This is a genomic window from Furfurilactobacillus sp. WILCCON 0119 (assembly GCF_053471565.1).
This window is the reverse complement of sequence record NZ_JBPCCV010000001.1, coordinates 146,918-170,328: the sequence shown is the minus strand read 5'-3', so window position 1 is coordinate 170,328 and position 23,411 is coordinate 146,918. Positions and strand designations below refer to the sequence as shown.

The 23,411-nt window shown below is 47.1% G+C and carries 19 protein-coding genes and 1 other annotated feature; of the genes, 1 reads left to right on the top strand and 18 read right to left on the bottom strand.

Annotated elements, in window-relative coordinates:
- Nucleotides 1–23 precede the first annotated feature (23 nt).
- From guaA to ACRYI5_RS00815, 17 genes are all read right to left on the bottom strand, one after another.
- Nucleotides 24–1,583: a glutamine-hydrolyzing GMP synthase gene (gene guaA, locus ACRYI5_RS00895; RefSeq protein WP_448223922.1), complete on the bottom strand. Its 1,560-nt coding sequence runs from the start codon at nucleotides 1,581–1,583 to the stop codon at nucleotides 24–26.
- A gap of 26 nt (nucleotides 1,584–1,609) precedes the next feature.
- Nucleotides 1,610–2,758 carry an IMP dehydrogenase gene (gene guaB, locus ACRYI5_RS00890; protein ID WP_448223921.1) on the bottom strand — a complete coding sequence of 383 codons (1,149 nt, stop codon included), beginning with the start codon at nucleotides 2,756–2,758 and terminating at the stop codon, nucleotides 1,610–1,612.
- A 255-nt stretch (nucleotides 2,759–3,013) separates the two neighbouring features.
- Entirely contained in the window at nucleotides 3,014–3,370 is a 357-nt protein-coding gene (gene rplT / locus ACRYI5_RS00885) for a 50S ribosomal protein L20 (RefSeq protein ID WP_407878470.1), read from the bottom strand.
- Nucleotides 3,371–3,419: 49 nt separating this feature from the next.
- The gene (rpmI, locus tag ACRYI5_RS00880) at nucleotides 3,420–3,617 is read right to left on the bottom strand and encodes a 50S ribosomal protein L35 (protein ID WP_017261696.1); all 198 of its coding nucleotides are present in this window, start codon (nucleotides 3,615–3,617) and stop codon (nucleotides 3,420–3,422) included.
- A gap of 26 nt (nucleotides 3,618–3,643) precedes the next feature.
- The gene (infC, locus tag ACRYI5_RS00875; protein ID WP_448224289.1) at nucleotides 3,644–4,144 is read right to left on the bottom strand and encodes a translation initiation factor IF-3; all 501 of its coding nucleotides are present in this window, start codon (nucleotides 4,142–4,144) and stop codon (nucleotides 3,644–3,646) included.
- 59 nt (nucleotides 4,145–4,203) lie between these two features.
- Nucleotides 4,204–4,327 (bottom strand) — a sequence feature (ribosomal protein L20 leader region).
- A gap of 43 nt (nucleotides 4,328–4,370) precedes the next feature.
- Nucleotides 4,371–5,681, bottom strand: a complete 1,311-nt coding sequence (locus tag ACRYI5_RS00870) for a uracil-xanthine permease family protein (protein ID WP_407878177.1) — start codon at nucleotides 5,679–5,681, stop codon at nucleotides 4,371–4,373.
- 259 nt (nucleotides 5,682–5,940) lie between these two features.
- Nucleotides 5,941–7,890, bottom strand: a complete 1,950-nt coding sequence (gene thrS / locus ACRYI5_RS00865; RefSeq protein WP_448223920.1) for a threonine--tRNA ligase — start codon at nucleotides 7,888–7,890, stop codon at nucleotides 5,941–5,943.
- Between the two features lie 360 nt (nucleotides 7,891–8,250).
- Nucleotides 8,251–9,540 (bottom strand): NCS2 family permease, encoded by a 1,290-nt coding sequence (locus tag ACRYI5_RS00860; RefSeq protein WP_407878466.1) that lies wholly within the window; start codon nucleotides 9,538–9,540, stop codon nucleotides 8,251–8,253.
- A gap of 317 nt (nucleotides 9,541–9,857) precedes the next feature.
- Nucleotides 9,858–10,793 carry a primosomal protein DnaI gene (dnaI, locus tag ACRYI5_RS00855; protein ID WP_448223919.1) on the bottom strand — a complete coding sequence of 312 codons (936 nt, stop codon included), beginning with the start codon at nucleotides 10,791–10,793 and terminating at the stop codon, nucleotides 9,858–9,860.
- Nucleotides 10,794–10,795: 2 nt separating this feature from the next.
- Nucleotides 10,796–12,175 carry a DnaD domain protein gene (locus ACRYI5_RS00850; protein ID WP_448223918.1) on the bottom strand — a complete coding sequence of 460 codons (1,380 nt, stop codon included), beginning with the start codon at nucleotides 12,173–12,175 and terminating at the stop codon, nucleotides 10,796–10,798.
- A gap of 19 nt (nucleotides 12,176–12,194) precedes the next feature.
- Nucleotides 12,195–12,671: a transcriptional regulator NrdR gene (gene nrdR, locus ACRYI5_RS00845; RefSeq protein WP_407878173.1), complete on the bottom strand. Its 477-nt coding sequence runs from the start codon at nucleotides 12,669–12,671 to the stop codon at nucleotides 12,195–12,197.
- Nucleotides 12,672–12,698: 27 nt separating this feature from the next.
- Nucleotides 12,699–13,304 (bottom strand): dephospho-CoA kinase, encoded by a 606-nt coding sequence (gene coaE, locus ACRYI5_RS00840; RefSeq protein WP_448223917.1) that lies wholly within the window; start codon nucleotides 13,302–13,304, stop codon nucleotides 12,699–12,701.
- Nucleotides 13,301–14,158 carry a DNA-formamidopyrimidine glycosylase gene (mutM, locus tag ACRYI5_RS00835; RefSeq protein ID WP_407878171.1) on the bottom strand — a complete coding sequence of 286 codons (858 nt, stop codon included), beginning with the start codon at nucleotides 14,156–14,158 and terminating at the stop codon, nucleotides 13,301–13,303. The genes coaE and mutM overlap by 4 nt, the downstream gene beginning before the upstream one ends.
- Before the next feature lie 29 nt (nucleotides 14,159–14,187).
- A complete protein-coding gene (gene polA / locus ACRYI5_RS00830; RefSeq protein ID WP_448223916.1) occupies nucleotides 14,188–16,881 on the bottom strand; it encodes a DNA polymerase I in 2,694 nt (897 codons plus the stop codon).
- A 140-nt stretch (nucleotides 16,882–17,021) separates the two neighbouring features.
- Nucleotides 17,022–18,380, bottom strand: a complete 1,359-nt coding sequence (locus tag ACRYI5_RS00825) for a flotillin family protein (protein WP_448223915.1) — start codon at nucleotides 18,378–18,380, stop codon at nucleotides 17,022–17,024.
- 24 nt (nucleotides 18,381–18,404) lie between these two features.
- Nucleotides 18,405–19,445, bottom strand: a complete 1,041-nt coding sequence (locus ACRYI5_RS00820; protein ID WP_448223914.1) for a DUF5105 domain-containing protein — start codon at nucleotides 19,443–19,445, stop codon at nucleotides 18,405–18,407.
- A 344-nt stretch (nucleotides 19,446–19,789) separates the two neighbouring features.
- Nucleotides 19,790–20,509 (bottom strand): Bax inhibitor-1/YccA family protein, encoded by a 720-nt coding sequence (locus ACRYI5_RS00815; RefSeq protein ID WP_448223913.1) that lies wholly within the window; start codon nucleotides 20,507–20,509, stop codon nucleotides 19,790–19,792.
- 234 nt (nucleotides 20,510–20,743) lie between these two features.
- Between ACRYI5_RS00815 and ACRYI5_RS00810 the strand changes: the two genes are divergently transcribed.
- Nucleotides 20,744–21,946, top strand: a complete 1,203-nt coding sequence (locus tag ACRYI5_RS00810) for a multidrug effflux MFS transporter (RefSeq protein ID WP_407880112.1) — start codon at nucleotides 20,744–20,746, stop codon at nucleotides 21,944–21,946.
- A 55-nt stretch (nucleotides 21,947–22,001) separates the two neighbouring features.
- On the opposite strand, the gene murC is transcribed toward ACRYI5_RS00810, so the two are convergent.
- Nucleotides 22,002–23,336, bottom strand: coding sequence for a UDP-N-acetylmuramate--L-alanine ligase (gene murC / locus ACRYI5_RS00805; RefSeq protein ID WP_448223912.1), 1,335 nt, complete (start codon nucleotides 23,334–23,336; stop codon nucleotides 22,002–22,004).
- Nucleotides 23,337–23,411: the final 75 nt, after the last annotated feature.

Genomic DNA, 23,411 nt, shown 5'->3' with positions numbered 1-23,411 from the left:
GATGGTGACCGTTTTTTATCAGGCTATTCGTACTCGATCGTGGCAGGTGGCTTGCCCGTGATGTCATAGAGAACGCGGTTAACCCCCGGCACCTCATTGACAATCTTCGCGGACACATCCCCAAGGACGGCCCATGGCACTTCAGCAAACTCTGCTGTCATTCCGTCGACACTGGTAACGGCTCGGATAACGATGGCTTCATCGTACGTCCGACCATCACCCATGACCCCCACACTGTGGATGCCTGGTAAGGCGGTAAAGTATTGCCAAACCGTTTGGTCTAAACCGGCTTTCGCGAACTCTGCACGCAGAATCGCATCTGATTCACGAACCAGCGTTAACTTTTCGGGTGTGACTTCACCCAACATCCGGATGGCTAAACCAGGACCAGGGAACGGTTGGCGCCACACAAGATCATGTGGCATGCCCAACTGTTCACCTAATGCCCGCACTTCATCCTTAAACAACTTATTCAGCGGCTCAATCAGTTTAAAGTTCAGGTCTTCTGGCAGCCCACCAACGTTATGATGTGACTTAATCGTTTGGGCCGTGTCCGTCCCTGATTCAATGACGTCCGTGTACAGCGTCCCTTGTGCTAAGAATTCAACACCATCGAGTTTCCGCGCTTCATCACTGAAAACTTCGATAAATTCCTTACCGATGATCTTCCGCTTTTCTTCCGGACTCGTAACCCCTTGCAACGCACCCAAGAACCGCGCACTCGCGTCAGTGGCCACAATGTTTACACCAAACTTACCCTGTAAGCTGGCAAGAACCTGGCTGGCTTCATCCTTCCGAAGTAACCCGTGGTCAACAAAGACGGCGGTTAATTGATCCCCAATGGCCTGATGTAATAACACAGCAACCACACTGGAATCAACCCCACCAGACAAGCCTAGCAGCACCTTTTTATCGCCAACCGTTTCACGGATATCGGCAATTTGCATGTCGATGAAGTCACTCATCGTCCAGTTAGCAGTAGCACCAGCAATATCAAACACAAAGTGCCGTAAAATGTCATTACCATTTTCTGTTAAGCGAACTTCTGGATGGAATTGTAAACCGTAGAAGCCCTTAGCGACGTTTTGCATGGCCGCCGTTGGACAATTAGCTCCTGTCCCAATGGCCTCAAAGCCATCAGGAACGGTCTTCACGTAATCACCATGACTCATCAGCACTTGTTGGTCTTCAGCCATGCCCTTAAACAACGGTGACGCCGTGTTTAAGATGTGCATTGTGGACTGACCGTAATCGCCGTTATCTTCGGCTGGGGCAACTTCACCACCCTTAAGGTCTTTGGCCATCAACTGCATACCGTAACAAATCCCTAAGATTGGTAACCCTAAGTTATAGATTTCTGGATCAACGGTCAGGGCATCGTCACCGTACACGCTGTTGGGACCACCGGAGAAGATGACTGCCTTTGGGTTCATGGCCTTCAGTTCTGCGGCAGAGATTTTATGTGATTTTAATTCGGAATAAACACCGAATTCACGAATCCGCCGGGTAATCAGCTGGTTGTACTGACTCCCAAAATCGAGTACGATGACGCGATCAAATTTTGATTGGTCTACTGTTTTCATTAATCTTCCTCGTTCCTGGTCAAGTGTTATGAGCGCTTGTAGTTAGGAGCAGTCCGGGTGATTTGGACATCGTGTGGATGTGATTCAATCAAACCGGCATTGGTAATTTGAACAAACTGGGCGTTTTCGATCAGGTCGTCAACGGTATGTGCACCTGTGTACCCCATACCAGAACGCAAACCACCAATCATTTGAAACAGAACATCAGCAACGGCGCCTTTGTAAGCCGTCCGGCCTTCGATTCCTTCTGGGACTAACTTCTTTTCTTCCTTCACGCCGCTTTGGAAATAACGGTCAGATGATCCTTTTTCCATCGCTGCTAAGGAACCCATGCCACGGTACGTCTTGTACTTATTTCCATCATCAGCTGTGAACACTTCGCCGGGTGCTTCATCCGTTCCGGCCAACATGCTGCCTAGCATGACCGCGTTACCACCGGCGGCTAATGCCTTGACGATGTCACCTGAATACTTGATCCCACCATCAGCAATGATTTGCTTACCATATTCAGCAGCGACCTGAGCGGCGTCTGAGATGGCCGTAATTTGTGGCACACCTACACCAGCAACAACCCGTGTCGTACAGATGGAGCCAGGGCCAATCCCGACTTTCACAACGTCAACACCGGCTTCAAACAGCGCCCGTGTCCCGGAGGCTGTCGCAACGTTTCCGGCAATCAATGTCTTATCTGGATAATGGGTCCGGATTTCCGCAATCTTGTCTAAAACACCCTTTGAGTGACCATGAGCCGTGTCAATAATGATGGCATCCGCACCGGCTTGGAACAACTTGTCGGCGCGATCAAACGTGTCGGCAGTCACCCCAACGGCAGCAGCAACTAATAAGTGGCCTGCTTCATCCGTAGCGGCCATGGGCGTTACATCCAGGTCGACAACCGCGGCTTTAACGGCACTCACTTCATGGGCCTGATCATCAATGCTCATGTTCTTATGAACAACACCTAGGCCACCTTGCTGGGCCATAACGGTCGCTAACCGTGCCTCGGTAACCGTGTCCATGCTGGCACTTAAAATCGGAATGTTCAGCTTTAAATTCTTTCCGAGCTGGGTGCCTAATGCCACCTGGTTTGGCAATACGTCACTGGCTGCGGGAATCAACAGCACATCGTCAAACGTTAACCCTTGCTTTGCAAACTTTGCGTCCCAATTGGTCATGATGATCAAATCCTCCTAGTGAAATAAATTGTTACTAATTTAGCAGGTTCGCCCCTAACGCGTCAACAGCCACATCCGAACGATATATTATATTTCACTGTGAAGTTTTTAAACGCTGTTAAACGGGCGTTTATCACACACTTTTCGACTGAATTCGACAAAAAAGTTTTTGACCATCAACGCGTTAACACGAATTTACGGCAAACAAAAACCACTCATCCAATTGGACGAGTGGTTTTCATAATTAGTTGTTGACTACTTTAATGCCTTAGCAGCTTCTTTAGTCAAAGAAGTGAAGGCCCGTGGGTCGTTAACGGCCAAGTCAGCTAACATCTTCCGGTTCATTTCGATGTTTGCTTCCTTCAAACCGTGCATCAACTTGCTGTAGCTCATGTCGTTTTGACGAGCAGCGGCGTTGATCCGTGCGATCCACAAACGACGGAAGTTACGCTTAGTAGCCTTCCGGTCACGGTAAGCGTACTGCCATGACTTCCAAACTTGTTGCTTAGCAACCTTAAATTGAATGTGCTTTGCGCCGCGGTAACCCTTGGCTAATTTGATCATCTTACGGCGACGTTGCCGTGTAACACTTCCACCTTTAACACGCATAATTGTATCCTCCAATAATTGACCAAGACTGGCCAGATTCTAGTCTAAAAAATTACTTGGTCAATAATAACTTCTTGTAAGTCTTAACCGTCGTAGCATCCATCATCTTTGTTCCTCGTAATTGACGACGTTGCTTCTTCGTCTTACCGTGGAAACGGTGGCTTGTGTAGGCGTTAGCGCCGATGAAACCGCCCTTTGCAGATTGTTTGAACCGCTTAGCAGCGGCACGGTTTGTCTTTTGCTTTGGCATAAGTATGTCCTCCTAATTATGTGTAACTACTTTTCTGGTTTTGGTGAGAGCACTAAGAACATGCTCCGCCCATCCATCTTAGCTTGTTGTTGAACATCGGCAATTTCCTTGGTGGCAGCTGCCATCTTGTTCAACACATCGCGTCCGATTTCTTTATGCGTAATGGCCCGACCACGGAACCGAATTGAAACACGCACTTTGTTTCCCTTTGACAGGAACTTTTCTGCGTTCTTCAACTTGGTGTTAAAGTCGTTTTCGTCAATCGTTGGACTAAGCCGAATTTCTTTCATTTCGACCGTCTTTTGATTCTTACGAGCTTCACGCTGCTTCTTTTGTTGCTCGAAGCGGTACTTTCCATAATCCATGATTCTGGCAACCGGTGGCTTTGCCTTAGGCGCAACCAGAACCAAATCTAAGTTTGCATCGTCCGCAAGCTGTTGGGCTTCTCTGGTCAGCTTAACCCCAAGCTGGTCACCATTATCGGCAATCAACCGAACCTCATGGGCGCGGATTGCGTTATTTACCAAAGTATCTTGAGCTATGGTATTCACCTCCAAAATTCTAACGAACCAACAATGAAGAGATGTAAACAGAAAAAGAGCGGATGACCGAGGTCACCCGCTGTCCACACCGAAACGATGTGGTTCAACTCATCTTTAGCCCGGCAACAACGTTACCTAGGCGAGAAGCGGGCGCTTCTGCTTTTCTCAACAGTTAATAATGATACTGGATTTATTCATCTGTGTCAACCACTTAGGCTGACTTTTTCACTGGTTCAGCGGCTTGGTTACGTTCGCTAGCCGCCGTTTCCGGTAGCACTAAGTTTAACACAATGCCAAGGACCGTTGCGAGTGCTAGGCCAGTAAATTGGAAACTCCCCAATTGTAGATAAGCATTACCAATCCCAATGACCATAATGGCAGACGCAATCATCAAGTTACGCTTTTTCCCAAAATCAATCTGGTGGTCAACCATGACGGACACTCCGCTGGTAGCAATGGTTCCAAATAATAGAAAACTGATTCCACCAATGACTGGTAGCGGCATGGCCATAATCAAGACGTTTAACTTATTGATAAACGCGAAGATGATGGCAAACATGGCTGCCCCCATCAGGACGTACACGCTGTGAACCTTAGTAATGGCCATAACACCAATGTTTTCACCATAACTTGTCACTGCGGGGCCCCCCAGCAAGCCGGCGACAATTGACGCCGTTCCGTCTCCAGCCAACGTTCTTTGAAGACCAGGATCCTTGAAGAAATTACGGTGCGTCAGGTTATCTAGCACCATGATGTGCCCCATATGTTCCGTCATGGTCACAAATGCAATTGGCGCAATGGTGACGATGGCGCCCCACTCGAGGTGAAAATGATACGTTAAGCCCGGAATTTGGAAGGCTGGTAATTTGAACCATGGCGCAACGGCGATTGCATGAAGGTCGACAATCCCCGCAAAAACACTAATGACGTAACCACACACAATGGCTAACAGAACTGGGATCAATCCCAACGATCCCTTGAGAAACATGTTAAACAAAATGGCAAGCAGTAACGTTGCCAAGGCGATCATAAAATATTCTAGGTTATAATGGCCGTTTTTCATCATGGCATCAGTTGCCGCACTCCCGGCGAGTGATAACCCGATGACCATCACGATCGGGCCAACCACAATCGGCGGGAGCACCTTGTCGACCCAGTTTGAACCAATCATCCCAATCAGTAACGCAACGATCAGGTAAACAACCCCGACGGCAACAACCCCTTGGCCGATCCCCGGATACCCGGTCGTTTTCATGAGCGCCAGCATCGGTGTGATGAAGGCAAAACTTGAGCCCATGTATGCGGGAATTTTTCGCTGGGTGATCATAATATGTAGAAGTGTCCCAACCCCCGAAGAAAATAAAGCAATGCTGGGACTCAACCCAACCAGTAACGGCACAATGACCGTCGACCCAAACATTGAAAACATGTGTTGCAAGGACAGCCCGACCCACGGCCAAAACCGTGGCCGGTCGTGGATATCGAGCACTGCTGTATCATCGTGAAATTCCTTCTGCGTCATTTGAGAACGCTCCCTTCATCTTTCACGTGAACCCCAACGGCTTGCATTTGCACAAAAAAAGACCACTCACCCATTCAGGTAAGTGGTCTTTTCGCTATGAGCACACTTGATGATGGTCTTTCCCCTCATCTCCGTGTCATAACCGCCGTTACCTTACTAGTCTCACAGGACTACGTTAAAGGTTCTCCATGTTGGTAACAGCATAATCAATTTTTATCAGTCCGTCAAGCAAAAGCTGAACGTTTGCGTGAAAAACATCTTAATTGTTTGCACGTGAGTATGATGCAATGTCATCCAGTAAGTCTGCAATAAAGGCAGTGCTTGCTTCAGTCGTTGAATCATCTTCACCGTAACGACGCACGGAAACGGTGTTATCCGTCTTTTCTTTTTCACCCACGACTAACGTATATGGAATCTTGTGCGTTTGGGCATCACGGATCTTAAAGTTCATCTTTTCGTTTCGGTCATCCACCGTCACACGAACACCGGCAGCAGCTAATTGCTTTTGAAGGGCCCGTGCGTAATCACCCTGGTGGTCATCACTAACTGGAATGATTGAAACTTGGTGTGGGGCTAACCAAGTAGGGAAGGCACCCTTGTAGATTTCTGTCAGGTAAGCCGTGAACCGTTCCATGGTTGACACTAACCCACGGTGAATCATAACGGGTTGGTGATCTTGACCATCCGCACCAACGTAGTGCAGGTCAAAACGGTCAGGTAGCATGAAGTCTAATTGAATCGTTGACAACGTTTCTTCGTTACCAAGCGCTGTCTTCGTTTGGACGTCCAACTTAGGACCGTAGAAGGCTGCTTCCCCTTCGGCTTCAACGTAGTCAAGGCCAAGGTCATCCATGGCACCCTTCAACATTGCTTGCGCCTTCTCCCACATTTCATCGTTAGCAAAGTACTTTTCAGTATTTTCAGGGTCACGGTAGCTCAAACGGAATGAGTAATCCTTGATGTCAAAGTCAGCGTACACTTCAACCATCAAGTTCAAAATCCGTTTGAATTCATCTTGGATCTGATCCGGTGCAACGAACGTGTGACCATCATTCAATGTCATTTCACGAACACGTTGCAATCCAGATAAGGCACCAGACTTTTCGTAACGGTGCATCATGCCAAGTTCAGCGATCCGCAATGGTAATTCACGGTATGAGCGGATGTGGTGTTTGTACACTTGAATGTGGCTTGGGCAGTTCATTGGCCGTAATTCAAGCATTTCGCCATCACCCATGTCCATTGGTGGGAACATGTCCTCACGGTAGTGGTCCCAGTGACCAGACGTCTTGTAGGCATCCAAGTTCATCAGAACTGGCGTATAAACGTGTTCGTAACCATGTTGCAATTCCTTATCGATGATGTAACGTTCGATCGTCCGCCGGATGGTTGCCCCATTTGGCATCCAGTAAGGCAGCCCTGCACCAACCTTAGGATCAACAAAGAACAAGTCTAAGTCATTCCCAATCACACGGTGGTCACGTTCACGTGCTTCTTGGCGACGAACGTCATCTGCGTCCATTGCCTTTTGATCAAAGAAAGCCGTTCCGTAGATCCGTTGGAGCATTGGGTTAGAAGATTTCCCTTCCCAGTAAGCACCAGCAACGGACAGCAACTTAAAGATCTTAACGGCCCCTGTTGCTGCCAATTGAACGCCATCACTCAGGTCAACAAAGTCGCCCTGACGGTAAACAACCACGTGACCATCTTGTTCTGCTGCTTGTTCAACCAGTTGTGTTTGGTAAGGGTCACCAGCAACCAGTGCCAATGCGTCCGCTTTTGATAACACTTCACGCGTAATCGTCAGGTTTTCCTTAACGATTTCGTTCATCTTGGCTTCAACCGTTGCCAAGTCATCAGAACTAACCTGGTTATCGGGGTTGTCAGTGTCGAAGAAGAACCCTTCGTCATTGGCTTCGCCTTCACCAAAGTGCATGTTTGGATACAGCTGGTGTAGCGCGTTTGCCAAAATTTGAGAAGCAGTGTGACGCAGAACGGTCAATGCTTCAGGGGCATCCTTGGTGACGATTTCAATCTTTCCGTCAGCGGTCAGTGGCATGGTGTAGTCCACTAATTCCCCGTTAAACTTCCCTGCAACTGCCTTTTTAGCTAAGCTCACACTGATTGACTTAGCAATTTCTTCCGTTGTGGTACCGGCTGCAAACGCCTTGACTGCACCATCTGGGAACGTAATGTTAATATCTGCCATATTCTTCTCTCCTTTTATGTTCGCGGTTAACACCGGTAATAAAAAAACGCCCCCAATCGCAATTGCGATCAGGGACGTCAGTAACGTTGTTCCACCCAAAATTCACAGTTAGAGCTGGCATAGCTCAATAACTGCCTCTTGTGACCAATAACGCGGTCGACCGGTCTGGCTTGATCACCAAACGCTTGAGTCAGGGGTAACCCACTAAATCACCTACGTCCGTTCTCATCATCGGGACGCTTTCTGAGAGGTAAATGTTAATCGATCATATCTGACTGGATGCTATAACTTATTAAAACACAAACTTTATAAATGTCAATGTTAAACCACAAGTTTTTCTGGCGGTTCACATAGATAACCCTATTTGCCAAAATTCAAAATGGCCATGAAACCAATAAACACAAAGAACAGCCCGTACATCAATGGGTGAACTTCCTTGCCCCGTTTGGCAGCAATCATTGTGATTGGGTACGTAATGACCCCTAATGCCAGGCCATCAGAGATACTGTAAGTTAAGGGCATTCCCAAAACAATCAGAAAGGCTGGAATGGCGATTTCCATTTTCGTCCAGGTAACTTTGGCCAGTGATTGGGCCATCAACACCCCAACAATAATCAATGCTGGCGCCGTTACTTGACTAGTCACCACCGTTAACAACGGTGAGAAGAACATCCCGAAGATGAACATCACCCCGGTTGTAATGGCCGTCAAGCCGGTCCGACCACCCACAGCAATCCCTGCCGAAGATTCAACGTAAGCACCAACTGGGGATGTTCCCAGCACTGAACCAGCTAACATTGCCGTTGAGTCGGACATCAGTGCTTTCCCAACTCGGGGCATTTCATTATTTTTCATAAAGCCAGCTTGTTGGGCCAAGCCAACCAGTGTTCCCGCAGTGTCAAAAAATGTGACCAATAGGAACGTCAAAACAACAACCCACATCTGAATGGAATTGATATCACCAATATGGGTCACCCCAACACCAAACGTCGGTGCTAAGCTGGGCGCCGCAGCGACTAAATGACTTGGCATCGGAATCAAGCCAGTTATCAGTCCCAACACAGCCGTGGCAACCATCCCAATGAAGATTCCACCAGGAACCCGTTTAACCATCAGCACCGCCGTTAGTAACAACCCGAAAATCGTCAGCCAGGTGGTCGGTGTGGATAACGAACCAAGCCCAACCACCGTCGCCTTGTTGGCGGTAATGAGGCCCCCACCATTTAACCCAATAAATGCAATAAACAAACCGATCCCACTTGAAATGGCATACTTTAAATCAACCGGAATCGCATTAATAATCATCTCACGTAATTTAAAGACCGTAATCACCATGAAAATCAGCGAGGCAACAAACACACCGGCCATGGCTGTTTGCCATGGCACTTTCATTCCGATCACGACAGAATATGCAAAGAAGGCGTTGATTCCTAGTGCTGGCGCAGTAGCAATGGGATAACGAGCTAAAACACCCATCAAAATACACCCAATCGCACTCGCCAATGCCGTTGCAGTAAAGACTGCCCCCTTATCAACACCAGCGGCGCCCAACACGCTCGGATTCACAAACATGATGTAGGCCATCGAAATAAACGTTGTAAATCCAGCCAATAGTTCACGAGGCACCGTTGTGTGTAATTCATCGATCATAAAATAGTGATTCAGTTTTTTGTTCACAGTAAGTGACTCCCTTTTTAGAATAATTATCTAACGGCCGTTAGCAATTGTTCGGATATATCTTCTTTGAAGAACGAATAACATCGTATCACCATTGAAGAAAAATGTAAAACACGAACACAAATTCAAAAATCACGAACTAATTCACGTAAATTATGTTAAAACCCATCAAAAGCAGAACGTTTCTTGTCAGATTTGGTGTTTTTATCAGTAAAACGTGAATTTTTACCTCAATTGGAACCAAAAATACCGCCATTTCATCCAGAAATGGCGGTATTCTAATTAAATTTTTATTGTGGCCGTCGATTTGGTCCGGTCACCACCACTTCACGACTCAGAAAATGGATTCGTTGCATTAACCGTGCCGCCTTCACGTCCTCACGTTCTCCCCGTTGGTTGACAGATAAATGTTGGTCCGCCAACAACTGCATGGAGAAATTCGATGTGAAGAATGTCGGTAATTCTTCCTGCATCCGGTATTCCAAAATGACCCCCAACACCTCATCACGGACCCAAGAGCTCATGGAGTCCGCACCGATATCATCAATCATGAGAATTGGCGCCAGTTTAATGGCCTCAACCTTTTTGGCCACTGAGTTTTCACCAATGGAGTTCTTCATTTCGACAGCAAAGCTCGGAAAATGGACCAGTGTGCTCTGATACCCTAACGTTGCCAGTTCATTAGCAATCGCACCTAACAAGTAAGTTTTTCCGACCCCAAAGTTCCCGTATAAATAAAGGCCTTGATAAAACTCATGTGGATGACGCGCATAGTCCGCCACAAACTGCATGGCCTCACGCAAAGCAACGCTCCGCTGTGCTTCTTCTCCGGCCACATCGTAGTCGTTAAAGGAAGCCCGTTCAATCATCTTTGGCATCGAAACGGCATGGACCCGCTTTTTAAGGAGGGCCCGCTTCTGGTTCAATAGCGTTGCTTCCGTTGGTTCATACGTCACTTCAATGTAATGGTCACTAATGACCAACTTGGGTTCATATCCCGGGGCAAACACCTGCTGGCCTGCAGCAAGTTTATCCCGTTGGCTCACATATTCATACAGCTTCGACCCGTTTTTTTCCAGAACATCTTCCGCTAATTCTGACTGATGTTCAGTAATAAACGCCTGCACATCAGGATCATTCACAGCCTTTGCAATCAGCTGCTGATAATCCGAATTGAGGTTTTGACGATCAAGTAATTCGCGCATTGATTTACCAAGATCTTGCATAATTATTGATCCTCCTGTTCTTGTTTTGCCTGCTGAATTTGACTACGTAACCGGGCAATGTCATCACTGGTTTGCGAGGCTGGCTGGGTGGCCGCTGATGATGAAGCCTGTTCGTTCCAATCCGGAAGTTGCTCCCGTGAAACGGTCTGCCCACCACGGCCTGTTTGCCGCTGAATCCGACGCTGTTCTTGTGCCGTTGCAAACTCACGCATGTGCGTTACCGCTTGTTCGGGTGTTTGTACCTTTGCCTTCGACCAGTCATTACCAATGCGATCCACACTGTTTTGGTACAGCACGTTTTGATCCTGATCATTGATCAGATAATAAATCAGCATGTTCACAACACTTGGTGCAAACAAATGGCGCTCCATTAGTTTAGAAAGGACACGCTGCTCATTATCCGTCACGTACTGATTTTTTTCTTGTTTCAACGCTGCTAGAAAATCTGCTGGTGCATAAGCCTTGGCGGCCGCTAACAAACCAGCAGTCTGGGCGTCCACAGTCGCTGGCGCACTTGCACTAGCAGTAACTGGTGCTGCCGCAACACTCGCCTGATCAGCCTGTGACGAACTACTGGACTGCTGTTCCATTTGAAAACTGCCGGCCACCAACCGCTTAAATCGTTCTGGATCAAAGCGGTTTGTCGTGACACTCGTTGCCTTAACGATGTGGTTCGCCAATTCTCGCTCAGTAAAACCATACAGTTGGGCCTCAGCCGTCAGTAGCTCGCGCTCAGCGAGAACAGAGTCAACATCGACATATTCTGGTTTTAGATAGTTTGCTAATAATGAAAAATCAATCGCTGGCGTCCCGGTTTGCTTCAGCGTCGCAGCCGCCATCGGTGCCGTTAATTGCGCAGGCCGATTAGCGAGTTGCTGTTCATTAATGTGATAAACTTCCAAAAAATCCGCCGAAACGTTGGTCAGGTGGCTAACGTCAAACATTGGTTGATCGAAGTGATCAAGAACGGTGTCGTACCGCGGCTGTCCAACCAATTGTAATAATAAAATGCTTAACAAATCGTCCGCAAAAAAAGCCTGGGCAGAAAGTGGCAACTGAAGTTGATACACATAAACATCCCCGACAGAATCCGTTTGGTATAACGTTTCTAACAGGCCTAACGCCTCTAACCGCCGTCGCGCCGCAACAAACGTTGGGAGGTCCATGTTGAGCCATCCAAGTAGCTCACTGTGCAACCGCCGGGTCGATAATTGCGGCCGATCAGTCGTGAATGTCTTTAGTCCGTCATAGACGGCAAAGGCGTCCGCCCCGAGGACCGGCAAATACAACCACTGCCAGCTTTCTTGGTCAAACGCCTGGTGCTGTGGCACGGTCACGATCAGCCCTGATCGCGGCGTTGTCACTGATGCTGAATTCGTCATCGTGCCCTCCTCTTTTACATTACGATTTTTTCTTTAACCGTTTATCCCGGTCAACCATTTCTTTCATTTCGTTTAGAAAGACCGTCATGTCTTTAAACTGACGGTAAACACTGGCGAACCGAATGTAGGCAATTTCGTCCACATTGACCAGGTCATCCATAACATATTCACCGATCAACTGACTGGAGACTTCATTTTCACCTAACGCGCGAACCTTCCCGTCCACACGTTCAACCACTTCGTTCATTTGTTGCATGGTCACCGGCCGCTTTTCGGCTGAGCGAATGACGCCACGCAAAATCTTGTCCCGACTAAATTCCTCACGGGTTCCATCTTTTTTAATCACTAATAATGGTGTTGCCTCAACACGTTCAAACGTGGTGAAGCGAAAACCACACTTTTCACATTCACGGCGCCGCCGGATTGCTTGTCCTTCAGCCGTTGGTCGACTATCAACAACCCGTGTGTCGTTATGATGACAATGTGGACACTGCATAATTATGGGCTCCTTTATGTTTCTCGCTTAATCCCCGGGTTGGCGGACTTTGTCCAGCAATTTTACCACTTGTAAACGGGTTGCTTCAACACTCCCCGAATTATCGATCACAAAGTCAGCTTGTTGAACCTTCTCAGCCAATGGTTGCTGACTCATGATTCGTCGTGTCGCCTCACTGGTCGTTAACTGATCACGGGCCATCAACCGCTGTAATTGGATGGACCGCGGTACGCTAACCACCACGACCAAATCAACCTCTGCCTCATAATGTTGCTCAAGTAGTAGCGGTGCATCAAGGACAATAATTGGTGCCTTATCCGCTGTTAGCCGCGCCAACTGCCCCTTTATCGCAGTCCGAATGACGGGTTGAATGATGGCATTTAACTGTGTCATTTTTTCTGGATCCGCGAAGACCAGTTGGCCCAACCGCCGGCGATTCAAAGTCCCAGTGGTTGTCAAAATTTCCTTGCCAAACGTTTTCACTAACTGTGCTAAGGTCGGCGTGTTGGGCGCAACCACCTCATGAGCCACCTGGTCTGCGTCAACAATTGGCAAGTGCTGCGCCGCGAGCATCTTCGAAACGGTGGATTTGCCACTCGCGATTCCACCCGTTAAACCAATGATAATTGTCATTGGCCGGCCTTCTTTACAGGCGCCCCATTAACCGTCAGCACTTGCTCCTTGGGACAAAATGTTGTCCCCCGCTCGCCAACTTTAATCTTGACCATTTCGGTGCCGCACCGTTCACAGGGTTCCCCCACATGGCCGTAAGCATGCAGCTCGTTTTGAAATTCACCAGCATGACCAAATGCACTGTACGTGAAAACGGTGGTCCCATGATGATCGATTGCTAATTGTAATTCGGCAAAGATGTTTTCACGCAGGCTTGCCCATTGTGAACGCGTTAATGAATTCGTGGGTTGTTCGGGATGAATTTTGCTCAGCCATAACACTTCATCGCAATAAATGTTGCCAAGCCCGGCAACATTTTGCTGATCCAAAAGCCACGTTTTGACGGCTTTACGACTTTTAGCGGCCTTCGCCACTAAATAATCAACGGTCAACGTTTCTGGTGTGGGTTCTGGCCCCAATGATTTCAAGCCCCCCACAGTGTCTTCGTCACCGGTATGAATCACGATCATGCGCCCAAACTTACGGGTGTCGTTGTAGCATAATTCCTGCCCATCATCCAAATGGAAAATAACGTGCGTATGTTTATCCACTGGTGTCCCCGCGGGTGCCCCAAAATATTTCCCTTCCATCCGCAAGTGGGACACCATCGTTAGGTCATCAGTAAAGCGAAACAGAAGGTACTTGCCCCGCCGGTCAACCCGGAGAATCTGTTGACCTGTCAGCCGCTTTTTGAAGTCAGAAACCCCGTTTAAAATCATCTTATCGTAAAAAACATCAATTTTTGTGATGGTCTTACCAACCACCATTTTTGTTAGGCCCCGCCGGACCGTTTCAACCTCTGGTAATTCTGGCATTGTTTCTGCCTCCACCCTTTAGTTTGTCACTATTTTGCTTCGTACCATGACTGTCCGTGTGCACTTTCAACCTTCAACGGAATGGCCAGTTTCACGGCCGAGTCCATCACACTTGGGACCAACTTTTCCAGTGTCGGAATTTCTTCAAGCGGCGCTTCAAACACCAATTCATCATGGATCTGAAGGAGCATCGTTGCCTGCAACCCTGCGTCCGCTAACGCTTGTTGCATGTTAATCATTGCAATCTTAATGATGTCAGCCGCAGAACCTTGAATTGGCGTGTTCATTGCCGTTCTTGCCGCAAACGATCGCCGGTTAAAGTTGCTTGAATTGATTTCAGGAAGGTACCGCCGCCGGTGCGTAATCGTCTCAACATAGCCTTGATCCTTCGCCCGTTCCACAATTTCCTCAGTGTAACGTTTAACATCAGGATATTCCCGGAAGTACGTGTCAATAAATTGCTTGGCCTCATTTCGGGATAAACCAAGGTTTTGGGCCAAACCAAAGTCACTGATCCCGTACACAATTCCGAAGTTGGTGGCCTTAGCCTGACGCCGCATCAGTGGCGTGACCTCATCATTGTTCGCAAGACCAAAGATTCGGCGAGCCGTCGCTGCATGAATATCTTCATCCTCGCGGAACGCTTCCTGTAAGTTGGCGTCACCGGTAATGTGTGCCAACACCCGCAATTCAATTTGCGAATAATCTGAAGAAAAGATCTCCCAGCCTTCGTGACTCGGTACAAACGCCTTTCTGATTTCCCGGCCCTGTTGCGTTTGAATTGGAATGTTTTGTAAATTAGGATCAACTGAGGAGAGCCGCCCTGTTTGCGTTAGTGTTTGTAAATAACGGGTGTGCACCTTGTGATCACGGCTGTGGACCACTTTTAGCAGTCCTTCAATGTACGTGGACTGCAATTTAGCCAAGCCACGGTATGCCAAAATATCTTCCACAATTGGTGCTTGTGGGGCTAGTTGTTCTAACACATCCACTGACGTTGAGTAACCCGTTTTGGTTTTCTTGATGACCGGTAACTTCATCTTTTCAAACAGGATCTCACCTAACTGCTTGGTGGAATTAATGTTGAATTCTTCACCGGCCGCATTGTAGATGCTTTGTTGGAGTGTCGCCAGTTGTTCCTTGAACTTCTCACGCATGTTAATCAACTGATCCGTATCAACATAGACACCGGCCAGTTCCATGTCAGCCAACACAAACGTCAGCGGCAATTCAATGTTCGTGTACAAATCACGTTGTTCATTGTCATCCAGTTCATGGAACAACTGATCATGTAAGTTTTGAATGGCAAGTGTCTTGCGGGCGAGATGGTCATAAAAGACCTGATCATCATCTGGCAAGGCCCGTTTTGCCCCTTTACCGTACACAGCTTCGTCTGTTTCAACCTGGGTGTACCCGTGTTGCTGTGCTAAGCTGCCCAAGTCATTTGAATTATCATTTGTATCTAACAAGTAAGACACGAGCAACAAGTCAAAATCAACACCCTGTAGGTCAACGCCAAGACGAGCCAGGCCGACATACTGGGCCTTTGCATTAAACACATTCTTTTTAAGGGCCACTTGACTCATCAACGTTTTGAGTTCAGGCGTTTGCAAAAGGTCCACTTCACGACTAACAAGTGTTTGGTTCCCGTCAGTTAATCCGAACCCTGCAAACGAACTCAAATGATAATTCTCATCTGGCATTTCAAGGAAAAAGCTGACTTCATCCGTAAACTGATCGACTAGCTCGAGGTTGGCACTGGTTAACTCAGTCCATTTAACGGGTTGCAGTGTAGACCCTTCATCCAAATCGAGATCAAGCCCCGCATTTTGAAGTTGGTTGAGGAAGTTTTTGAAATCCATTTTCTGATAAAACGCAATTAATTTTTCGATATCTGGACCAACATAATCAATTTCATCCAGATGAATGGCAATCGGCGCATCTGTCCGAATGGTCGCTAAATCCTTACTAAGTAACGCTTGATCGTGATCCTCAATCAAGTGTTCCTTCATTTTACTTTGCTTAATCTCATCCATGTGCTCATAGATGCCCTCAATACTGTCGTACTGACTAAGCAACTTTAGGGCCGTCTTTTCGCCGACCTTGGTCACCCCAGGATAATTATCTGACGTGTCACCCGTTAGCCCCTTCATATCGATGATTTGCTGTGGTTCCAAACCATACTTTTCCTGAACATGAGCGGGTGTATAGTATTCAATTTCACTTACACCTTTTTGGGTAATGGCCACCGTTGTTTGGGCTGTCGCCAGCTGGGTCAAATCACGGTCCCCGGTTACAATGATCACTTGGTAACCGGCCTGTTCACCTTCACGAGCCATGGTCCCGATAATGTCGTCGGCTTCCCAATCTTTCAAATCGTAACTTTTAATCCCGTAACCCGTTAATAGATCGCGTAGATAAGGAAATTGTTCCGATAATTCTTCCGGTGTTTTTGAGCGACCGCCCTTGTAATCGGCAAATTTACCGGTCCGAAAAGTCGTCTTTCCGGCATCAAACGCAACCAATGCCTTATCTGGATTGACCGCTTTGATGACCTTATCAAGCATCGTTTTAAACGCATAGAGTGCATTTGTATGCAGGCCATCATGATTGGTGAACCGATCCAGCTGTTGGTGGAGCGCAAAGAACGCCCGAAAGGCCACACTGTTTCCATCAATCAATAGTAATTTCTTCGTGGTTGATAATTCTAATTGTTCACTCATAAGGCCGTCTCTTTCCGTTATTTTAATGATTCTATTTTACCAAAAAACGCCATCAGACACCATTTTCAGCCACATTTAGTCCCATATAAAAAGAGGACCGGTTCTAATAACCAGTCCTCTCTTTGAACATCATTGAATTTTTACTTGTGTTGCTCGTTACCCTTCAGCGGTTCAACAAGCTTGTCTGCCGCTTGTTGCAGTTCCACTGGCAGTTTGCCGGTGACCGTTGTCATGCCTTTGGCGCGCTGGTTGATCACATCTGTAATATCGACACCAGTTGCCTGTTTGATAAATGTCAGTGTTTCCGCCAACCCGGCATTCGCCTGGTTGGTCACGCCGTCCGCACCATCAAACACTGTCAACTGATCAATGTTCCCGATGGCAGTGGCAAATTGACCAGCCATCGTTGGCAAGTGCTCAATGACTGCTTGTGCCAATAACTCTTGGCCATGATCCGCAAAGGCCGCCGCTAACCGTGTTTGTGCCTCAGCACGTGCAGTTCCTTCAATGCGGATCTGTTTAGCATTGGCTTCTGCCTGCGTTTCCGTAGCGAACGCATCCGCCGTTGCCTGACTTCGAATCACCTTCGCCTTGGCTTCCTGCTCAGCAACCTGAGTTCCCTCTAGTTCCTTTTGCCGCACAATAATTTGTGCTTCCTTAACCGCTTGCTCTGCCTGAGCTTGGTTTAATGCATACGCTTGGTCTGCCTTCGCCTTTTCAGCCTGAACCTGTGCGTTATACTGCGCCTTTGCGATATCAGTATTTCGCTGATTTTCGGCAATCGCCTGATCTGCTTGTAGCTCGGCCTTTTTAGCCTCCTGATCGTTTTCGGCGCGGGCTAAACGAGCTACCCGGTCCGCCTCAGCCTTTGCCTTTTCAGCTCCGGCCTGCTTATCCGCAATTTCTTGAGCGGCCAAATTTTCATAATAGCCGTTATTATCATTAATACTGGTGATCTGCAAATTCGTAATTTCTAGTCCGAGCGTTTCAAACGTTGAAACAATCGAATCACGAACCTTGTTTTGGAAGTCCGAACGGTTATTGGCCTCTTTCGGCGTTAATGCACTGAGGACCTCACGCAGGCCACCCTTAACAATTTCGGTCATTTGGGCATCGCGTTCCTGCGCGTCTAATCCCAGTGTCTTTTCCGCAGCGACTGCAATCAGTTTTGGGTCTGAGCTAACCCGCAACACCGCATTGGCACTCGCATTAACGGGAACCATGCTACTCGTCATGATGTTATCGACCGTGACATCAATGTTAAACGTGTCCAACGTTTGCACTTGTGCTTGTTGAATAATGGGAATGACGAAGACTCCGCCACCTTTCACGATTTTAACCCGTGAGTGGGTAATCTCATTAACCTGAACAAACGGTCCGCGGAGTGCACCACCGGTAATCACCAGCACTTCATTGGGGCCAGCCTTTCGGTAGCTAATTAACAAGATAACGATAATCAGGATAATTAGAATCCCAAGACCGCCTAATAAAATTTCCATCCTCTTTCTCCTCGTCGGTGCTCATTAATAAGCTTCGCCGGTGTAATCACCCATCAGTAACTTAAATTCATCATCGGATGTATCAAACTTCCACTTTCCGTCAACCTTCGTCATCTTAATATCAACATCATCGGTCTGGCGGATTGGCAGTTTTGCCAATAATTCTGGGAACTTTTCATAAACGGCGTTCTTTGCACCTAAATCAACATCATCTGGATCATCATCTTCGTCAGCAGCATCCTGTGCTGAGTCTTCAACGTCGTTAACAACATCTGACAATGAGGTTAGCTTAAGAACAATCGGTGTGACCGTGATTTCAGCACTTGTCGGTGTGACCGACTTGACTGCATATTTTACCCGTGATTTCTTACTGTTAACGTCCTGAATTTCACTGATCATCTTGTTAGCAGCTTCATCTGTTGTTGAATCATCAAATGATTCTTCTAGGAATTTCCGGGTTGCGCTTTGATACTGTTGCTTGTCAGTCGTCGCGTTGTTGGCCACTAATTTGTCATAGTTTAAATTCTTTTTATTTAAGAAGACTTCTGAAATGTATGCGTCTAATGCTTGGCGTGGCTGATCCGTTTTATCAGAATACTTCTTTGGATCAATTGCCACCTTCGTGGATGGTTCGTCCTTATCACTCTCCGTTTGTGGCGTTACTTCAAGCGTGTATTTCTGACTTTTATCAATGTTGAAAACAATGTAACCGGTGGTTGAGTCACCGTGAGCAATTTTTTCATCAGAAATCGTCGAAAATTCATTGCCGTCACCCAAAACCATCGTGGTCTTAACTTTATTATTTTTTGAATCACGTAACACCATGTCGGTATCCATCAACGTTTGCTTTTGACCGTTGTTCTTAATCTCAACTTTTAAGGCTAAGTAACCATGGCCTTTGGTTGGCGCTGCTTCCTGATCTGGTTTTACATAGGTCCCCGATTGAACCGTAACTGCGTCCCCGTTTGATTGAGACGCCTGACCAGCTTTTGAGCCTGACGAACAAGCTGTGAGCAGTGTCGCCAGGATTAACGCTGGTAATACCAATAATCGTTTATGTTTCATTCTTGAATCCCCCATAAAATATGATAAGTTATCAAACACAATCACTGACATGCCGTTGCTCAACTTGATCTATAAATGTGATTAACATCACATAACAACTTGCATCAACTCATTATGCGTTACGATCACGTGAGCAAAACATAAAATTGACTGTGCACAATGTTTTCATTTTACTAAAGTTTCTCAAAAGAGACAACATTTATTTTATGATATGATTATAATAAAGCTTGTGAATTATTTAATCAGTTGTTGATATTATTCAGTTACTAAAGTAATCTAAGCCATTAAAAAAGAGTGAACAACCGTCGCTCACGGTTGTTCACTCTTTTTTATTGGCTTATGCATTAGTCACGGTTGCTGCCGTAACCAAAGATTTGAAGCACGTACAGGAAGATGTTGATGAAGTCCAAGTACAGTTGCAAAGCACCTTGAGCAGCTAATCCGCCAAGATCAACTTGGTTACCGTACTGTTCATAGATTCGCTTCATCTTTTGGGTGTCCCACGCCGTCAACACGACGAAGATCCCAACAATAACGAAACTAAAAACGTAGCTGATCAATGATGACCGCAGCCACAAGTTGATCAGACTGACGACGATTACACCGATCAAAGCAAAAACCATCTGTGTTCCGATCTTTGTTAAATCACGGTGCGTTGTTGATCCATACACCGCCATTCCCCCAAAGATTACCGCGGAGGCCACAAAAGCTGCCATGATGGTTGCATTTGCATAGATCAAGAAAATCGTCGACAACATCAAGCCATTAACCAAGGCAAACCCCATTAGCCGGGCAACCCCAGTCGACTCATTCTGTTGAGCGCTAAACGATGAGCTAATGACAATCCCAAATTCTGCGATGACCAAGACCCATGTGAACCAGTGGTTGGCTGACAAAAAGTTAAAGTACTGAGTGGCAAACACCTTCCCGGCTAAGAGCGCCACGATGGCGGACACCAACACGGCACCACCCATGTAACCAAACACCTTTGTCATAAAGGCGCTTAACCCGGAAGCAGAAACATTCACTTCACGGCGCGGTTGTTGATATTCATTATTATTCACGTCAATTCCCCATTTCTAGTGTGCATTCGTAAAAGTCTGACGAATGTTGACTAATTACTTTCACATGTATTTTAACAAATCTAGCTAAACAAGCAAGTGTTTACCGCTAACCATGCACAACTTTAGAAAGTTTTATTGGGTTCAACGTTTCACCGTTTCCGCTAGTTTTTTCCTCACCACTCACTTAGAATGGTTAGTAACGTCATTCGTTATTTTCAAGAGAGGATCACCTGCATGAGTCAAACAAACACACCATCCGTTAAACCCACAACCTTTTTAACCCTCCTGTTAGGAACCCTGTCGGCGTTTGGGCCACTATCACTTGATATGTACCTGCCGGCCCTTCCGCAACTACAAGCGAGTTTGCACACGAGTTCTGCCGCCGTTCAGGCGAGTATCAGTGCCTGCCTGATCGGAATGGCTGTTGGCCAACTTGCCATCGGTCCGTGGAGTGATCGTGTTGGTCGACGGACACCGCTACTAACCGGCCTTATTTTATTTACCGTAACGTCAACGGCCCTTATTTTCGTTCACAACATTACGCTCTTTTTAATTCTTCGTGTGCTACAGGGCTTGGCTGGTTCTGCGGGGCAAGTCCTATCCCGTGCTGTTGCCCGTGATTTATTTGAAGGCCCGCGGTTGACCCGCTTTTATGCAACATTGATGACGATCAACGGGGTCTTCCCCGTCATCGCCCCGATTGTTGGGGCCGGGCTTGTCAGCCTCTTTCCGTGGCCAGCCATTTTTATTACCCTCGCGCTAATCGGCCTCATCCTCGTTGCCGCAACATTTTTCGGTCTCCCGGAAACAGCGCCAGCAGACACAGCAACACCAGAACCGCTTAACTTCAAACCAATTTTCCATAATTCACGGTTCATGTTAAACGCAACGCTGCTTGCCCTGGTCTATGGTGCGCTGTTTACATACATTGCGGATTCATCCTTTATTTTCCAAAAGGAGTACGGATTGAGCACGGGGGCATTCAGTCTAATTTACGCATTTAACGGTGTCGGCATTGCCCTTGGTAGCCAGCTCATGGGGCGCGCCAGTGGTCGCTTGTCTGAACACCAAATTGCCCAAGTTGGCTTTTTAGTGCCCATCATTAGTTGCGTTATTTTAGTCATCAATGCACTGACGATTAACCAGTTCTGGCTGTTTACCGCTGCTTTATGGCTTGTCGTTGTGTCGATCGGGTTCAACAGTGCCATTACGACTGCCATCGCCATGGAAAGCACCACAACCAACATTGGGACGGCGTCAGCAGTCCTTGGCACACTTTCACAAATTGTTGGCGGAATCGCCTCACCGTTAGTCGGCCTTTTCGGTTCTAACAGTGCCCTGCCAATGATTATCATCATTTTCCTCTTTGAACTAACCGGACTGCTTTTACTATGGTTTAGTCGTAAAAACACCACATTGCCAGCAGCCCACTCATAAACATAAACGACAAAAAAGCACGCCAGAAAATCTGGCGTGCTTTTTAATGACGACTCTAACCGTTATTCAAACTTGTGTTACTCAATAACGTTTCGTATTCACGTTCGTACTTTTGAACATCACCGGCACCCATAAAGATCACAACGGCATTGTGATAATCGAGTAGCGGCGACATGTTCGCCCGTGTTAACACCTCGCCACCCTTGGTGATCTTTGCCCCAAGGTCGGCACTGGAAACAGTCCCGTTTTGTTCGCGCGCTGATCCAAAGATGTTTGTGAGGTACACTTTATCAGCAAGGTTTAAGCTCTTAGCGAAATCATCCATCAACGCAATCGTCCGACTGAACGTATGTGGTTGGAATACCGCAATTAATTGCTTGTCAGGATATTTTTGCCGAGCAGCATCAATGGTCGCCTTGATTTCTGATGGGTGGTGCGCATAGTCATCAATGATGGTCATATCCGCAACTTGTCGTTCTGAGAAGCGTCGTTTAACACCCTTAAACGACAACAGTTCCTTGCGTAAATCATCCATGTCCACTTTTTCAAAGTGTGCCACGGCAATCACAGCCAGACTGTTCAGCACGTTATGTTCACCAAACAATTGAATCTCGAAGTTTCCCACAAATTCGTCATGGATGTACACATCAAAGTTTGAGCCCTTTGTCGTCCGCTTGATGTTCCGTGCTTGTACATCATCACGTTCATTGACCCCGTAGTAGTAAACGGGAACGTCCGCCTTCAATTTACGAAGTTCTGGATCGTCACCCCAAGCAAAAATGGCTTTTCCAACTTGGCTCGCATACGTTTGAAAGGCGTCGAAAACATCATCGATTCCCTTGTAATAATCCGGGTGGTCAAAGTCGACGTTTGTCATGATCGCATAGTCTGGGTGGTAGGCCAAAAAGTGGCGCCGGTATTCATCCGCTTCAAAAACAAAGAAGCGTGAGTTCGGTGTCCCCTTCCCGGTTCCATCACCAATTAAGTAACTCGTTGGTGCAATCCCGCTCAACACGTGCGCTAATAGGCCAGTTGTGCTTGTCTTCCCGTGAGCACCAGCCACACCAATACTTGTATAACCGCCCATTAGTTGCCCGAGGAACTCATGGTAACGAACAACCGTTAAGCCCAGTTCCTTAGCCCGAACAATTTCAGGGTGTGTATCTGGAAAGGCGTTTCCGGCAATAATTGTTAGGCCTTCGTGGATGTTAGCTGGGTCAAAAGAATAGATCTTAATGCCCGCTTGTTCCAGTGGTCGCTGAGTAAACGTGTACTGATCAATGTCAGAACCCTCAACGTGGTCACCACGATCATGCAAGATCAATGCCAACGAGGCCATTCCTGACCCTTTAATACCAACAAAATAATACGTTGTTTCAGTGTTATCCATGACTAATGAGCTCCTTCATGAGACACATTGTCTCTGTTTACTAATTAATAATGTAGCAGGTTTTGCACGCTTGGC